This window comes from Streptomyces sp. NPDC086787, assembly GCF_044745865.1.
In the GTDB taxonomy this organism is placed as follows: Bacteria; Actinomycetota; Actinomycetes; order Streptomycetales; family Streptomycetaceae; genus Streptomyces.
Map to the genome: position 1 here is coordinate 371,400 of NZ_JBIVBC010000005.1, position 15,964 is coordinate 387,363.

Sequence of the window (15,964 nt, forward strand, 5' to 3'; positions counted from 1 at the left end):
CCGTGGTTGTTCTGCCCGGGGTCCGTCGTCCGGGGTCAGCCTGCGGTGAGGCGGACGGGTTCGATGCCGGTGACGAGTGTGGCGAGGGCGTGGTCGATGTCGGGGCCGAGGTACCAGTCGCCGGTGTGGTCGAGGGCGTAGAGGCGGCCTTCGGCGTCGATGGCGAGGAGGGAGTGGGTGTCGGTCTCCTCGCCGATGGGGCTGACCTCGGTGCCGAGGGCACGGGCGAGGTCGTTGAGGGTGCGGGTGTGATGGAGGCCGTACAGCGGGTCGAGGTGGAGGGTGGCGGGGGCGATCTGGCGGCCGGGTCCCGCGGGGGCGATGTGCAGACCGCCGAATTCGGCCCAGGCTTCGACGGCGGCGGGGAATACGGTGTGCCGGTGTCCGGCGGGTGAGGTGTGTGCGCGCAGGATGTCGGCCCAGTACTCGGCCTGCTTTATGTCCCAGCGTCCGGGTTGCCAGCCCGCGGTGCGCAGGGCGGCGTCGACGGGTGCGGGGAAGCGCGAGGTGGGTCCCCCCTGCCCGTGCGGGGTCGAGGGTTCGGCGGGTGAGGTGCGGTCGGTGTGCATCGGCCCTTGGTTCGTCTCGTTCGGCGGGTCAGGCGTGGTCGGCGGCGGGTTCGACGATGCGGATGCCGAAGTGGGCGCTGAGGGCGGCGCAGGCGCGGCAGGGGGCGGCGAAGCTGCCGTGGAGGGGGTCGCCGTCCTCGCGTATGCGTCGGGTGGTGAGTTTGGCCTGCTTGAGGGCTTTGCGTGCTTCGCCGTTGGTCATGGGTTTGCGGGCGGCGCGTTTGCTGCGGGCCGTGTCGGCGGTGCTGATGTGCCGGGAGATGAGGATGGCCTCGGCGCAGCGGCCGGTGAAGCGGTCGCGCTGGGCGCTGCCGAGGGTGTCGAGGTAGTCCTGGACGAGGGGGTGCAGGGGCGGGGGCTGGTCGGCGCGGGCGGCGGTGGCGGTGAGGGTGGTGCCGCGGACGGAGAGGGCGGCGGCGACGGTGGGCAGGATGCCGTCGCGGCGGTGCTGGAGCGCGGGGGCGGGCGGTGTCTCGTCGTGGCTCCAGCCGATGCGAGGGTCGCCCGCGGGGCCGGTGTGCGGGTGCGGTCCCGTTTGTGTCGCGTTCATGTGTGCCATCCCTCCCGGGCCTTCCCCCAAGGATCCCGAAGGACACAGAGTGCCAAATGCCGTGGCCGGTGCGGAAGCTGGGGCGGCGCGACACGCCAGGGTGAGGGCGGTTCGTCACGGTGGGGTGACGGCCGGTCACCGAAGTGGCCGCCCGGTGACCGGTGTCCGTGTACCGCATAGGCTGTCGGCACCGCGATGCGCGCGGTCAATGCGTCGTAGACGTTGCAGAGACAGTCGGATACGGACCGTCGTGTGCCGGAGACGGCGCGGTTTCGGTTCGTACAGAGTGCCGCAGGGGGCAACCGCCATGACGACAGGTCGGCTCGGGCAGCAAGCCGCGCCGCCGAACGCGGCCTATGCCGGGCAGGTCGTGCATTTCCCGGATCCGGTCCGGGCGGCACGCCACCCCAGGGGGGTACGGGTCGACGAGCACGGATATCCGGACTTCTCGCCGTACGCGCGCGCGGCCGCGGAGATCGCCGAGCCGCCGGAGGGTTTCGGTGTCGACGAGTTGCGGCTGACGGACTACGTGTCGGCGAACGCGGCGCTGGCGGCGACCGGGCACGAGTTGTGGGACACGGTGCCGGACGTGGCGACGCCGCACGGCTGGACGTGGCATCACGTGCTGGGTTCCCGGCGGCTGGAGCTGATCCCGGTCGAGGTGAAGGCGCTGTTGCGGCATCACGGCGGGGTGGCGACGTCGGGGGTGGACCAGGACAAGCGGGGGACGCGTCCGTTGCAGGAGACGCGGCCGGCGCATGTCGGGCTGCCCAAGTCGGGTGCGGCGGTGACGGAGCAGCAGGTGCAGGGGGTCGAGGAGGACCTGGGGTACCGGCTGCCGGGTGCGTACCGTTCGTTCCTCAAGGCGGCGGGCGGTTGTGCGCCGGTGGGCACCGCGCTGGACGCGGAGCTGGGTCTGCTGGTGGACCAGCCGTTCTTCACGGTGCGGGACGAGGCCGCGGTCAACGACCTGGTGTATGTGAACAAGTGTCTGCGTGACCATCTGACGAAGGACTACCTCGGGGTGGCCTTTGTGCAGGGCGGGTTGCTCGCGGTGAAGGTGAAGGGCGAGCGGACCGGTTCGGTGTGGTTCTGCGCGTACGACGACGCGCGGGACGCGGATCCCTCGTGGGCCGCGGCGGAGCGGGTGGAGCGGCTGCTGCTGCCGTGCGGTGACGACTTCGACGTGTTCTTCGCGCGGCTGGCGGGCAGTCCGCCGGAGTTGGAGACGGTGGCGAACCTGATGGTGGACGGTGGTTTCGTGCATGCCGTTCCGGTCTCTTCCGAGGGGGAGTGAGCTTCGCGATGGTGACGTTCGCACAGGCGCAGGAGCGCGCGGAAGAGTGGATCAACGGGGATGTTCCGGCGTATCAGCACCGTGAGGTGCGGGTGCGGGAGTTCGACCTCGGGTTCGTGGTGTGGGGCGAGGACCGTGCGGAGGGTCCGCGTTCGGACGGGGGCGCGCAGCGGCTCGTGATCGCGCGGGACTCCGGTGAGGCGACGCTGTGGCCCGCGCTGCCGGTGGGTGAGGTGATCCGCCGGTATGCGGAGGAGTACGGCCATGAGGACGAGGTCGAGGACGCGGTCCCGGCTCCCGCGGCGCGGGTGGATCTGAACCAGACGTCGTTCCTGCTGACTCCGCCGGAGTGGTTGCAGGAGGCGGCGGACCGGCTGGGGATCGAGGACCGGCGTCCGTCGGGTGGCGAACTGCCCGAGACGCAGGCGGGCGTGCCGGTGTCCGCGCCGGCGTCTGTGCCTGAGCCTGTGTCCGGGGCGGGGCAGCCCGCCGACCAGGCGGCCGAGGCAGGTGGGACGGCCGAGGCGGCCGAGCCGGCCCGGCCGTCGGGCGCCGAGCGCGTCGGGGCGTCCTGGCCGGCCGCCGGGGACACTCCCTGGGCGGGTACGGACACCAACGCGCATGCCGGTGACGACGGATCCGTGGAGCTGCCTCTGACGGTTTTCTCGCCGCCGCTGGGCGCTGCCGGTGACGCGGCCACGCCGCCGGACGCCGAGACGTCGCTGATGGCGGGCGGCAGTCAGCTGCCCCCCACGGCGATCGCTCAGGCGTTCGACGGTCGGAACGGCGCGCCGCGGGGCCATGCGCCCGCACCGCCTCCGCCGCCGGGAACGCCGCCGTTCGCGCAGGGGCAGGCCGCTCCTCCGCCTCCGCCTCCCGTGCCGGGGGCGCCGAGCGCTCCGCACGGGTCCACGCCTCCGCCGCCCGCGCCGAGCGCTCCGCAGGGACAGGTGCCTCCGCCGCTTCCCGCGCCGGGCGCACCCTCGTACGGCCATCAGCAGGGGCCCGGCGCACCGGGTGCGCCCGGCGCTCAGGGTGCTCCGCCCGCCGGGCGGTCGCTCGCGCCCAACGCGAGCGACATCGCGGACGCCGCGACCAGCAAGGCGGCCCCGCCGCGCCGGACGCGTGGCGGCCCGGGCGCGCCGCCTCCGCCGCCGGGGGTGCCGGGTGCGCCCGCCGGGCGGCCGGGGACCTTGCCTCCGCCGCCTCCGCCGGGTGGTCCGGGCGCCACGGGTGCCCCCGGTGCTCCGGGTGCGCCCGGCGGGTATGTGCCGACGCAGCACATGTCGGCGGTCGCTGCGGAAACGGCCCACGGGCCGGCGGGTCCGGGTCCGGTTGCGGGCGTCCCGAATGCTCCCGGCGCTCCCGGCGCTCCCGGCGCTCCCGGTGTCCCGGGTGGCGCGAATGCCGTACACCACGCGGAGACCGTGCTCGCCGCACCCCCGGTGGCCGGTCCTGGCGTACCCCCGCCGTCGCCGGTTCCCGGTGCCCACGCGATGCCGGGCGCTCCCGGTGTGCCTCCGGGCGCGATGCCGCCGCCGGGCGCCCCGGTGCCCGGTCAGCAGCCGCCGGCGTACGGCTATCCGCCGCCGGGGCAGCCGACGGTCGGCCCGGGATACCAGGCCGTGCTGCGCTACCGCGCCCAGGACGGCTCCGAGCAGCAGCTGATCCGGCGTTCGGCGCCCGGCACGCCGCACCCGGAGTGGCAGATCTTCCATGAGCTGCGTGCCATGAACGTGCCGCCGGACCAGGTGCTTGAGCTCCACACGGAGCTGGAGTCGTGTGCGCTGCCCGGTGCCTACTGCGCGCGGATGATCCGGGAGCAGTGGCCGCAGGCGCGGATCACGAGCATCGCGCCGTACGGCACTGATCACGCGAGCCGGCAGCAGGGCATGGGTCAGTTGCTGGCGCACCAGGGCGAGTTGCACCAGGTGGCGGACGGTCCCGCGCGGCCCGCGCCGGTACGGGTGCCGGTGTCGCAGGTGCCGCCCGCGCCGCCGGTCCCGCCGGAGGGGGTGGCGCAGGAGCTGGTCGGCGCGTTCGGGCCGGGCGTGTTCCGGTTCGAGCAGGCGGCGGTGTCGCGGCAGGGTGTGCCGCCGGTCGTGGCGCACACGCTGGTGGTGGCCGGACTGCCGCTGGACATGGGCCCGTTCTTCTGGGCGCAGGCGCAGCCGGGCCGTCCGGTGCCGACGCTGGCGGAGCTGGCGCAGGAGCGCGGTGTGCAGCCGGCTCCGGACGCGGGCTCGTATCTGGTGATGGGCAGCGACTTCGGCAAGGCGATCTGTGTGCAGTACGGCACGGCGAACATCGTCGCGGTGCCCGTGGAGGCGGGGCCGGGCGGTGCTCCCGTACCGCCGCAGTTCGTCAACACCGGGCTGCCGGAGTTCGTGCGCTGTCTGGCACTGCTGGGCCGGATGTGGCGGCTGCGGTTCGGACTGAACCAGGAGCAGGCGGGCCGCTGGACGGTCGACTTCCAGTCGCAGCTCGCCTCGCTGGATCCGGCGGCGCTGGCCTCGCCGGAGAGCTGGTGGTCGGTGCTGCTCGAGCAGATGTGGGACGGCCTGCTGTAGTCCGTTTCCGCCGGGGTCCGGCCCTTGCCGCGCCGCCGGGCCCGGCGGAGTGTCGCATATGGACACTTACGCCTGATCCCCGAGGATATGTACGAGATCACGTGTTCAGTGACGCGTGTTTCGTTCGTGTCCGGTGGAGAGGGGTTCCCGGGTGAGCAGCGCATCGGTGTCGCCGCACGGCTTCGAGACGGTCCGGGGGCGCGGCTACCGCCCCGGGCAGACCGACGCGTACACGTCGGCACTGTCCCTGGAGCGCGACGCGGCGTGGGAGCGGGCCGCGCGCCTCACCGTGCTCGCCAGGGACATGGCGGCGGAGGCGGAGCGGCTGCGCGAGACGGTCGCCGGGCTGGCTCCGCAGACGTACGAGAGTCTCGGGGGGCGTGCCCCGCAGGTATTCGAGCTCGTACGGGAAGAGGCCGCGGAGTTGCGGGAGTCCGCGCTGTGCGCGGCGCGGGAGCGGGTGGCGCAGGCCGAGGAGCACGCCCTCGATGTGCTGAGGGCGGCGCGGGAGCAGGCGGACGGACTGCGCGCGCAGGCCGAGGAGGACGCCCGGGAGCGGCTTCACGCTGCGCGCACCGAGGCGGAGGAACTGCGTGTCGGTGCCCGCCGCGAGGTGAAGGAGCGGCGCGGCGAGACGCTCGCCGTGCTGCGGGAGGCGCGCGGGCGGACCGCCGGGATGCTGACCGGGCAGGCCGAGGAACAGGCCGGGCGCTGGGCCGACGCCGAGCGGGAGGCCATGGAGCGCAGTGCCGCGCTGGACGCGCGTCATGCCGAACTGGAGGCCCGGGCCGAGGCCGTGCTGGCCCAGGCGCGGCGGGACTTCGAGGAGACCGACGCGGCGGCACGGCGGTGCCAGGAGGAGGCACGCGCGCGTGCCGCCGAGACCGTCGCCGACGCGCGGCTGCGGGCGGAGCGCGTCGCCCGGGAGACGGAGCGGGTGCTGCGCGAGCACGGCGAGCGGTGGGACGACGTGCGGGCGCACATGGATCACATGCGCGACAGCCTGTTGTCGCTGACGGGGCAGGCCGTGCCGGACTGACCGCCGGCCCCCCGGGCCCCGACCGCCGGACCCCTCAGTCCCCCCGGCGCACGGCTCCCGCCAGGATCCACCCCTCCACCGCCTCGTACTGTCGGCGCTGTTCCATCGCCCTGCCGCGCCCGGAGGCCAGCGTGCCCAGCCAGCCGAAGAGGAACCCGGCCGGGATGGTGACCATGCCCGTGGTCGTGAACGGGAACCAGTTGAAGTCGGCGTCGGGGAAGGCCGCGACGGGCGAGCCGGAGACCAGGTTGGTGCCCGGCATCAGGAGCAGCACGGCGAGTGTGCCGCCGAGCAGCGTGCAGATCAGGCCGGTCCGGGTGTAGCGGCGCCAGAAGAGGCTGTAGACGAGGGCGGGGGCGAGGGCGGAGGCGCCCAGGCAGAAGGAGAGGGTGATCAGTGGCTGGAGACTGCGGTGCTGGACGAGGGTGGCGAGCAGGATCGCGGGAGCGCCGATGCCCAGGGCCGACAGCCGGGCGACGGTCATCTCCCGGCGCGGCGTCATGTGCCGGGCGCGGGCCGCGAACACGTCGTGGGCCAGTGTGTTGGCGCAGGCCAGGATCATTCCGGCGACGGAGGCCAGCAGGGTCAGGAAGATCGCCGCGGTGACGGTGGTGAACAGCAGGGTCTCCGCCGTTGAGACGTCCGTCCCGAACGCGGCCCGTGCGCCCAGCAGATAGGCGGTGTTGCCCTGCGGGTCGGCCGTGGCGATCGCGGCCCGGCCGATCAGGGCCGTCGCGCCGAAGCCGATGACGGTGACGACCAGCACGAACAGGGCGACGCCCGACACCGCCCAGGACATCGAACGGCGCACCTCGCGGGCGCTGGCGGCGGTGTAGGTGCGCATGGTGACGTGCGGCAGGCAGGCGCCGCCCAGCACGATGGTCAGCTCGGACGTGATCATGTCCAGGCGGGGACTGGGTCCGCCCGCGAACTGGAGCCCCGAGTGCAGGAAGGCCGGTCCGGCGCCGCTGTGCCGGGCCGCCGTGGTGAAGAGGGCGCCGGGGTCCCAGTCGAAGCGGTGCAGGATCAGTACGGCGATCAGGGCGCCCGAGCCGAGCAGCATGATGATCTTGAGGATCTGGATGAGGGCGGTGCCCTTCATGCCGCCGATCGCCGCATAGCTGATCATCAGCGCGCCCAGGCCGACCACGCAGCCGGTCTTCAGGGCCTCGTTGGAGAAGCCGAGGATGAACGCCATCAGCTGTCCGGCGCCGGCGAGCTGCACCAGCATCAGGGGCAGCAGCGCGGCGATGGTGACCACGCAGGCGGTGATCCGGACACCGCGGCCGGGCATACGGCGGGCGAGCACATCGCCCATGGTGAACCGGCCCGCGTTGCGCAGGGGTTCGGCCAGCAGGAACATCAGCAGCATCAGGGACAGCGCGGTGCTCAGGGCGAGCACGACACCGTCGTATCCGCACAGGGCGATCACGCCGCCGGTACCGAGCACGCTCGCCGCCGAGATGTAGTCGCCGGCGATCGCCAGGCCGTTGCGCATGGGGGACAGGGAGCCGTAGCCGGTGTAGAACTCGTCGAGGTCGTCCCGGTCGGGTCCCGTCATCACACACAGCAGGAGGGTGATGGTGGCCACGGCGGTGAAGGCGACCAGGGACATCGACTGCGCCGAGCCGCTGAAGCCGGTGAAGACGCTCATCGTGTCGCCCCCCGCCTGGCGTCCAGCTCCGCCAGCCCGCGTATGCGGTCCGCGATCGGGTCGACATGGCGGCGGGCGGTGTGCTCGTACAGCGCGATCGCCAGCCAGGTGACCGGCAGCTGGAGCAGCGCGAGCAGCAGTCCGGCGGGCAGGCCGTCGGCGACGGTGCTGGTCATGACGTCCGGGGCGAAGGCCGACAGGACCAGGAACAGGGTGAAGTAGCCGAGGGCGGTGAGGGTGGCGGTGCGCCGCTGCCAGCGGTAGGCGCTGCGCAGGATCCGCAGGTCGCCCTGGTGGCCGAGGGGCTCGGGGCGGGACGGGGAGCGGGACGGCTCGGGAGGTGCCGGCTGCCAGGGGCGGGTGAAGTCCGTGAAGGCGGTGGGCGGTGCGGGGAAGGCGGTGGGGGGTGCGGGCGGTGAGGGGGGCCGGCGGTACGGGGGCTGCGGGGCGTACGGGTCGTATGACATCCCGTGCTCCTTGCATGGTTCGGGTCCGAGGCGGCGGACCGCAGGGAGGTGGGGGGCGGGGGCTCGCACGCTACTAGCCGGTGCCCGCGAAGGGACCCCCCTTCACCGAACTGGCCGGTCGGTATCCAGTTGCTGCGCGAAACGAACACGCATGTGGGGGCCCTGTCGAGACCTCGACGGGGCTCGCGCCGGACCGACGTGGACCGCGTCTCCGGGCCGCGTCTCCGGGCCGCGCGCTTGACCCTGACGCGACGTGAGGGTGGACGCTGGGTGCGCCGCCGGGTGGACTCGGCTTCGGGCAGGGCTCCACCCGTCGGTGGACTCCCCCTAGGGGTCTGTCCGTACTACGACCAGGGGACGGCTCGTCCCGCTGGAGGATGAGACGGACCCCGGGTCGTCCTTAACCTGGCTTTACGCCGCTGGGGGGCACTCGGCGGACCGGGCGGGGGTGGGGGTAGCCCCACCGCAAGACGGGGCCCCGCACCAGCGCGCGGCACCCCCGCCACCGACGAGACTCATCGGCGTACCGCCACGGCGGCATCGCCGAGGCGCATCACTGCCAGGCAACTGGACGACTGAGGAGACATACCGTGACATCGGCTGTGACCATTCCCAGGCACGGGGGTACTGGAGGGCCTACGGCCGTTGCCGCGCGGGCGCGGCAGGTCGTGAAGGCGTACGGCTCGGGGGAGACCCGGGTCGTTGCCCTCGACCACGTCGACGTGGACATCGCCCGCGGCCAGTTCACCGCGATCATGGGCCCCTCGGGGTCCGGCAAGTCCACCCTGATGCACTGCCTCGCCGGACTCGACACGGTGACGAGCGGCCAGATCCATCTGGACGACACCGAGATCACCGGCCTCAAGGACAAGAAGCTCACGCAGCTGCGCCGTGACCGGATCGGGTTCATCTTCCAGGCGTTCAACCTGCTGCCGACGCTGAACGCGATAGAGAACATCACGCTGCCGATGGACATCGCCGGCCGCAAGCCCGACCGGGCCTGGCTGGACCGGGTCGTGGAGACCGTCGGCCTGGCCGGCAGGCTCAAGCACCGGCCGACCCAGCTCTCCGGTGGCCAGCAGCAGCGCGTCGCCGTGGCCCGGGCCCTGGCGGCCCGCCCGGAGATCATCTTCGGTGACGAGCCGACCGGAAACCTCGACTCGCGCGCCGGCGCCGAGGTCCTGGGCTTCCTGCGCCGCTCCGTGGAGGAGCTGGGCCAGACCATCGTGATGGTCACCCACGACCCGGTGGCGGCCAGCTACGCGGACCGGGTGCTGTACCTGGCCGACGGCAGGATCGTCGACGAGATGTACGAGCCCACGGCCGACCAGGTCCTGGACCGCATGAAGGACTTCGACGCCCGGGGGCGTACGTCGTGACCGTGCTGAAGACCTCCTTTCGCAACTTCTTCGCGCACAAGGGGCGCATGGCGCTCTCCGCGATAGCGGTGCTTCTGTCGGTGGCGTTCGTGTGCGGCACGCTGGTGTTCACCGACACCATGAACACGACGTTCGACAAGCTGTTCTCGGTGTCCGCCGCCGATGTGACCGTTTCGCCGAAGGGCGCGAGCAACGACAAGACCCCGCAGAGCGGCGTACCGCTGTCCCTGCCGGAGGCCACCCTCGCGAAGGTGCGGACCGTCGACGGCGTCAAGTCGGCGGAGGGCGCGGTCATGTCGATGAACGTGACCGTCGTGAACAACGACAACGAGAACATGGGTTCCAGCACCGGCGCGCCCACCATCGCCGGCAACTGGAATCAGAACGAACTGCGTACCATGGAGATCACTTCCGGCCATGCCCCGCGCGGGCCGACCGAGATGATGGTCGACGCGGACACCGCCGACAAACACCACCTTAAAATCGGTGACAGCCTGCGTACCATCGCTCAGACGGGTGATCTCAAGGCCCGCATCGTCGGCATCGCCTCGTTCAAGGTGACCAACCCCGGTGCCGCCGTCGTCTACTTCGACACCGCCACCGCGCAGCGCGAACTGCTCGGCACCACCGGGCGGTTCACCCAGCTCCTCGTCAGCGCCGACGCCGGTGTGTCCCACACGCGCCTCAAGCAGAACGTCGCCGGCACCCTGGGGGCCGGGAAGCTGAAGCTCCAGACGGCCAAGGAGAGTGCCGACGAGAACCGTCAGAGCATCGGCCAGTTCATGGACATCATCAAGTACGTCATGCTCGGCTTCGCCGGGATCGCGTTCCTGGTGGGCATCTTCCTGATCGTCAACACCTTCTCCATGCTGGTCGCCCAGCGCACCCGGGAGATCGGCCTGATGCGGGCCATCGGCTCGTCCCGCAAGCAGGTCAACCGGTCGGTGCTGGTCGAGGCGCTGCTGCTCGGCTTCATCGGCTCGATCCTCGGTGTCGGTGCCGGAGTCGGCATCGCGGTGGGCCTGATGAAGATCATGAGCACGATGGGCATGGAACTGTCCACCCGGGATCTGACCATCAAGGCGACCACCCCGGTCGCGGGCCTCGTCCTCGGTGTGATCGTCACGGTCCTCGCCGCCTATCTTCCGGCCCGCCGCGCCGGCAAGGTCTCTCCGATGGCCGCCCTGCGCGACGCCGGCACCCCGGCCGACGGCCGGGCCGGGCGGCTGCGCGCCCTGATCGGGCTGGTTCTCTCCGGCGCCGGAATCGCCGCCCTGTTCGCCGCCGCCTCGGCGGACAAGGCGAGCGAGGGCTCGCTCGTCCTCGGCGCGGGCATCGTGCTCTCCATGATCGGGTTCGTCGTCATCGGCCCGCTGCTGGCGGGAGGGCTGGTCCGGGTGCTCAGCGTGGTGCTGCTGCGGGCCTTCGGCCCGGTCGGCCGGATGGCCGAGCGCAACGCCCTGCGCAACCCGAGGCGCACCGGTGCCACCGGCGCCGCCCTGATGATCGGCCTGGCGCTGGTCGCCTGCCTGTCCGTGGTCGGCTCGTCCATGGTCGCCTCCGCGACGAGCGAGCTGGACAAGTCGGTCGGCGCGGACTTCATCGTCCAGGGCAAGCAGCGGATCGTCCCCCAGGCGGAGCGGGCCATGGAGAAGTCGCCGGGTCTGGTTCACGTCACCCGGTACAAGGACATCAACGCCGTTCTGACCTCGCCCGACGGGAAGACCGACGACTCGGGAGTCACGGCCGCCGACGCGTCGTACGCCGACGACCTGCGCCGCACCACCACCGAGGGCACCCTGAGGAACGCCTACGGCACGGACGCCATGTCGGTCGGCAGCGAGTACGCCAAGAAGCACCGCGTCCACGTCGGCGACACCCTCACCGTCGCCTTCACCGGCGGACGCACCGCGAAGCTGAGGATCGCCGCCGTCACCGACGACGACTCGGCGATCGACAAGGGCGCGCGCTACATGAGCATCGCGACCATGCAGAAGTACGTCCCCAAGGACAGGATCCCGCCGAACGAGATCATGTTCGCCAAGGCCAGGGACGGCCAGGCGCAGCAGGCGTACGCGGCCCTGAAGAAGTCGCTCAAGAAGTACCCGCAGTACCAGGTCAGGAACCAGACCGACTACAAGCAGGAGTTGAAGGACCAGATCGGCCAGCTCCTCAACCTGGTCTACGGCCTGCTCGCCCTGGCGATCATCGTCGCGGTCCTCGGTGTGGTGAACACGCTGGCCCTGTCGGTGGTCGAGCGGACCAGGGAGATCGGCCTGATGCGGGCCATCGGCCTCTCCCGCCGTCAGCTGCGCCGCATGATCCGCCTGGAGTCGGTGGTCATCGCCCTGTTCGGTGCCCTGCTGGGCCTCGGACTGGGCATGGGCTGGGGCGCGACCGCCCAGAAACTCCTCGCCCTGGAAGGCCTGAACGTCCTGGAGATCCCGTGGCCGACCATCACCGGTGTGTTCATCGGCTCGGCCTTCGTGGGCCTGTTCGCGGCACTGGTCCCGGCGTTCCGGGCGGGCCGGATGAACGTACTGAACGCGATCGCGACCGACTGACCGACCCGGTCGAGTGACCACCTCCGCATACGGGGGTTGCGGGGGAAGGCCGGTGCCGGGGAGTCCTTGGGGACTCCCCGGCACCGGGCTTTTCCACCGGCCCTTTCACCAGGCTTTTCACCAGGCTTTCCCACCGGGTTTCTTGCGCCGGTCTGCCCTCCGGCGACCGGGACGGACACCCGGGAAGCGGGGTTGTCCACAGCCTCCCGCACCGGCGAGCGCGGCGTCGTACGCTGGACAGCCCCCCGTCGTCACAAGCGTCGGGTCACTCGTGTTGCCCACACCCGGACGGAAGCCTCCTTCATGAGCCTGCACGGTCTGCTCGACGCCGTAGTCAAGGACGCCGCCCTCGCGGAAGCGATCACCGCGGCGAAGGACGGCAACCGTATGCACGTCGACCTGGTCGGCCCCTCGGCGGCCCGCCCCTTCGCCGTCGCTGCCCTGGCACGCGAGGCCGGCCACCCGGTGCTCGCCGTGACGGCCACCGGTCGCGAGGCCGAGGACCTGGCCGCCGCCCTGCGCTCGCTGCTGCCCGCCGAGGGCGTCGTGGAGTACCCCTCCTGGGAGACCCTCCCGCACGAGCGGCTCAGCCCCCGCAGCGACACCGTCGGCCGCCGTCTCGCGGTACTGCGCCGCCTCGCCCACCCGAGGCCCGACGACCCGGAGACCGGCCCGGTCTCCGTCGTCGTCGCGCCGGTGCGATCCGTGCTCCAGCCGCAGGTCAAGGGCCTGGGCGAGTTGGAGCCCGTGGCCCTGAGAACCGGCCGGACCGCCGACCTCAACGCCGTCGTCGAGGCCCTCGCGGCCGCCGCCTACTCCCGTGTCGAGCTGGTCGAGAAGCGCGGCGAGTTCGCCGTACGCGGCGGCATCCTCGACGTGTTCCCGCCCACCGAGGAACACCCCCTGCGCGTCGAGTTCTGGGGCGACGACGTCGAGGAGATCCGCTACTTCAAGGTCGCCGACCAGCGCTCCCTCGAGGTTGCCGAGCACGGCCTGTGGGCGCCGCCCTGCCGCGAACTCCTGCTGACCGACGACGTCCGCGCCCGCGCGCGGGCCCTCGCCGAACAGCACCCCGAGCTGGGCGAGCTGCTCGGCAGGATCGCCGAGGGCATCGCCGTCGAGGGGATGGAGTCGCTGGCCCCGGTCCTGGTGGACGACATGGAGCTGCTCCTGGACGTGCTGCCCAAGGGCGCCATGGCCGTCGTGTGCGACCCGGAGCGGGTACGCACGCGTGCCGCCGACCTCGTCGCCACCTCGCAGGAGTTCCTCCAGGCGTCCTGGGCCGCCACCGCGGGCGGCGGCGAGGCCCCCATCGACGTCGGCGCGGCCTCCCTGCGGTCCATCGCCGAGGTGCGCGAGCGCGCGCGCGAGCTGGACATGATGTGGTGGTCGGTGTCGCCGTTCTCGGCCGACCTCGAACTCGAGGTGGACACCCTCAAGCTCGGCATGCACGCGCCCGAGACCTACCGGGGAGACACCGCGCGGGCCCTCGCCGACACCAAGGGCTGGCTCGCAGACGGCTGGCGCACCGTCTTCGTCACCGAGGGTCACGGCCCCGCGGCCCGTACGGCGGAGGTACTCGGCGGCGAGGGCATCCCCGCCCGCCTCGACGCCGACCTCGGCGAACTCGGCCCCTCGGTCGTCCATGTCTCCTGCGGCTCGATCGACCACGGCTTCGTCGACCCGGCGCTGAAGATCGCCGTCCTCACCGAGACCGACCTGTCCGGCCAGAAGGCGGCCGGCCGCGACGGCGCCCGTATGCCCGCCAGGCGCCGCAAGACCATCGACCCGCTCACGCTGGAGCCGGGCGACTACATCGTCCACGAGCAGCACGGCGTCGGCCGCTACATCGAGATGGTGCAGCGCACCGTCCAGGGCGCCACCCGCGAGTACCTCGTCGTGGAATACGCCCCCGCCAAACGCGGCCAGCCCGGCGACCGCCTCTACATCCCCACCGACCAGCTGGAGCAGATCACCAAGTACGTCGGCGGCGAGGCACCCACCCTGCACCGCCTCGGCGGCGCCGACTGGACGAAGACCAAGGCGCGCGCCAAGAAGGCCGTCAAGGAGATCGCCGCCGACCTGATCAAGTTGTACAGCGCGCGCATGGCGGCCCCCGGCCACACCTTCGGCGCGGACACCCCCTGGCAGCGGGAGCTGGAGGACGCCTTCCCGTACGCCGAGACCCCCGACCAGCTGACCACCATCGCCGAGGTCAAGGAGGACATGGAGAAGTCGGTCCCGATGGACCGCCTGATCTGCGGCGACGTCGGGTACGGCAAGACCGAGATCGCGGTGCGCGCCGCCTTCAAGGCCGTACAGGACGGCAAGCAGGTCGCGGTCCTCGTACCGACCACGCTGCTGGTGCAGCAGCACTTCGGGACGTTCAGCGAGCGGTACGCGCAGTTCCCGGTCAATGTGCGCGCCCTGTCCCGGTTCCAGACCGACACCGAGGCCAAGGCGGTCCTGGAGGGTCTCAGGGAGGGCGCGGTCGACGTGGTCATCGGCACCCACCGGCTGTTCTCCTCGGAGACCAAGTTCAAGGACCTCGGCCTGGTCATCGTGGACGAGGAGCAGCGCTTCGGCGTCGAGCACAAGGAGCAGCTGAAGCAGCTCCGCGCAAACGTCGACGTGCTGACCATGTCCGCCACCCCGATCCCCAGAACGCTGGAGATGGCGGTCACCGGCATCCGTGAGATGTCCACGATCACCACCCCGCCGGAGGAGCGCCACCCGGTGCTGACCTTCGTCGGGCCCTACGAGGAGAAGCAGATCGGCGCGGCCATCCGCCGCGAACTGCTGCGCGAGGGCCAGGTCTTCTACATCCACAACCGGGTCGAGTCCATCGACCGCGCGGCCGCCCGGCTGCGCGACATCGTCCCCGAGGCACGCATCGCCACCGCCCACGGCCAGATGTCGGAGTCCTCGCTGGAGCAGGTGGTCGTGGACTTCTGGGAGAAGAAGTTCGACGTCCTGGTGTCGACCACGATCGTGGAGTCCGGCATCGACATCTCCAACGCCAACACGCTGATCGTGGAGCGCGGCGACACCTTCGGTCTGTCCCAGCTGCACCAGCTCCGCGGCCGTGTGGGCCGGGGCCGGGAGCGCGGCTACGCCTACTTCCTGTACCCGCCGGAGAAGCCGCTGACCGAGACCGCCCACGAGCGGCTCGCCACCATCGCCCAGCACACCGAGATGGGCGCGGGCATGTACGTGGCGATGAAGGACCTGGAGATCCGCGGCGCCGGAAACCTGCTCGGTGGCGAGCAGTCCGGGCACATCGCGGGCGTCGGCTTCGACCTGTACATGCGCATGGTCGGCGAGGCGGTCGCGGACTACCGGCGGCAGCTGGAGACCGGTGAGATCGAGGAGGAGCCGCCCCTCGAGGTCAAGATCGAGCTGCCCGTCGACGCGCACGTCCCGCACGACTACGCGCCCGGCGAGCGGCTGCGCCTCCAGGCATACCGCTCGATCGCCTCCGCCAACTCCGAGGAGGACATCAAGGCGGTACGGGAGGAACTCGTCGACCGCTACGGCAAGCTGCCCGAGCCGGTGGAGAACCTCCTGCTGGTGGCGGGCCTGCGCATGCTCGCGCGCGCGTGCGGCGTGGGCGAGATCGTGCTCCAGGGCAACAACATCCGGTTCGCCCCGGTGGAGTTGCGCGAGTCGCAGGAGCTGCGCCTGAAGCGGCTGTACCCGGGGACGGTCATCAAGCCGTCCGTGCACCAGGTGCTGGTCCCCCGCCCGAAGACCGCGAAGGTGGGCGGCAAGCCGCTGATCGGGCGGGAGTTGCTGGGCTGGGTGGGGGAGTTCCTGGCTTCGGTGCTGGGGTCGTGACGCGGTTCGTTGCTGCGCTCGTGACGTCTGGGTCGTGA

General features: G+C 71.9%; 10 protein-coding genes. 6 read left to right on the plus strand and 4 right to left on the minus strand.

Annotated elements, in window-relative coordinates; translation table 11 throughout:
* Window positions 1–35: 35 nt before the first annotated feature.
* Window positions 36–569, minus strand: a complete 534-nt coding sequence (locus ACIPK3_RS15995) for an SUKH-3 domain-containing protein (protein WP_402570032.1) — start codon at window positions 567–569, stop codon at window positions 36–38.
* Between the two features lie 28 nt (window positions 570–597).
* On the minus strand, window positions 598–1,128 hold the full coding sequence (locus tag ACIPK3_RS16000; RefSeq protein WP_402570034.1) for a YwqJ-related putative deaminase: 531 nt from the start codon (window positions 1,126–1,128) through the stop codon (window positions 598–600).
* 298 nt (window positions 1,129–1,426) lie between these two features.
* Between ACIPK3_RS16000 and ACIPK3_RS16005 the strand changes: the two genes are divergently transcribed.
* The 3 genes from ACIPK3_RS16005 (at window position 1,427) to ACIPK3_RS16015 (ending at window position 6,025) form a co-directional block, all read left to right on the plus strand.
* A complete protein-coding gene (locus ACIPK3_RS16005; RefSeq protein ID WP_402570036.1) occupies window positions 1,427–2,416 on the plus strand; it encodes an SMI1/KNR4 family protein in 990 nt (329 codons plus the stop codon).
* Window positions 2,417–2,424: 8 nt separating this feature from the next.
* Entirely contained in the window at window positions 2,425–4,986 is a 2,562-nt protein-coding gene (locus ACIPK3_RS16010; protein WP_402570038.1) for an SUKH-4 family immunity protein, read from the plus strand.
* A 151-nt stretch (window positions 4,987–5,137) separates the two neighbouring features.
* A complete protein-coding gene (locus ACIPK3_RS16015; RefSeq protein ID WP_402570040.1) occupies window positions 5,138–6,025 on the plus strand; it encodes a cellulose-binding protein in 888 nt (295 codons plus the stop codon).
* A gap of 34 nt (window positions 6,026–6,059) precedes the next feature.
* Here the strand turns inward: ACIPK3_RS16015 and ACIPK3_RS16020 are convergent, their stop codons facing one another.
* Complete coding sequence (locus tag ACIPK3_RS16020) at window positions 6,060–7,679, minus strand: cation acetate symporter (RefSeq protein WP_402570041.1); 1,620 nt, start codon at window positions 7,677–7,679, stop codon at window positions 6,060–6,062.
* The gene (locus tag ACIPK3_RS16025; protein WP_402570042.1) at window positions 7,676–8,146 is read right to left on the minus strand and encodes a DUF485 domain-containing protein; all 471 of its coding nucleotides are present in this window, start codon (window positions 8,144–8,146) and stop codon (window positions 7,676–7,678) included. Before ACIPK3_RS16025 ends, ACIPK3_RS16020 begins: the two co-directional genes overlap by 4 nt.
* A gap of 590 nt (window positions 8,147–8,736) precedes the next feature.
* On the opposite strand from ACIPK3_RS16025, the gene ACIPK3_RS16030 reads away from it, so the two are divergent.
* From ACIPK3_RS16030 to mfd, 3 genes are all read left to right on the plus strand, one after another.
* Window positions 8,737–9,525 (plus strand): ABC transporter ATP-binding protein, encoded by a 789-nt coding sequence (locus tag ACIPK3_RS16030; RefSeq protein WP_402570044.1) that lies wholly within the window; start codon window positions 8,737–8,739, stop codon window positions 9,523–9,525.
* A complete protein-coding gene (locus ACIPK3_RS16035) occupies window positions 9,522–12,089 on the plus strand; it encodes an ABC transporter permease (RefSeq protein WP_402570046.1) in 2,568 nt (855 codons plus the stop codon). Before ACIPK3_RS16030 ends, ACIPK3_RS16035 begins: the two co-directional genes overlap by 4 nt.
* Window positions 12,090–12,392: 303 nt before the next feature.
* Window positions 12,393–15,926: a transcription-repair coupling factor gene (mfd, locus tag ACIPK3_RS16040; RefSeq protein WP_402570048.1), complete on the plus strand. Its 3,534-nt coding sequence runs from the start codon at window positions 12,393–12,395 to the stop codon at window positions 15,924–15,926.
* Window positions 15,927–15,964: the final 38 nt, after the last annotated feature.

What these genes read in the sequence shown, in the direction of transcription:
- ACIPK3_RS15995 (WP_402570032.1), bottom strand. Translation starts at nt 569, where the DNA reads ATGCACACCGACCGCACCTCACCCGCCGAACCCTCGACCCCGCACGGG.
- ACIPK3_RS16000 (WP_402570034.1), bottom strand. Translation starts at nt 1,128, where the DNA reads ATGGCACACATGAACGCGACACAAACGGGACCGCACCCGCACACCGGC.
- ACIPK3_RS16005 (WP_402570036.1), top strand. Translation starts at nt 1,427, where the DNA reads ATGACGACAGGTCGGCTCGGGCAGCAAGCCGCGCCGCCGAACGCGGCC.
- ACIPK3_RS16010 (WP_402570038.1), top strand. Translation starts at nt 2,425, where the DNA reads ATGGTGACGTTCGCACAGGCGCAGGAGCGCGCGGAAGAGTGGATCAAC.
- ACIPK3_RS16020 (WP_402570041.1), bottom strand. Translation starts at nt 7,679, where the DNA reads ATGAGCGTCTTCACCGGCTTCAGCGGCTCGGCGCAGTCGATGTCCCTG.
- ACIPK3_RS16025 (WP_402570042.1), bottom strand. Translation starts at nt 8,146, where the DNA reads ATGTCATACGACCCGTACGCCCCGCAGCCCCCGTACCGCCGGCCCCCC.
- mfd (WP_402570048.1), top strand. Translation starts at nt 12,393, where the DNA reads ATGAGCCTGCACGGTCTGCTCGACGCCGTAGTCAAGGACGCCGCCCTC.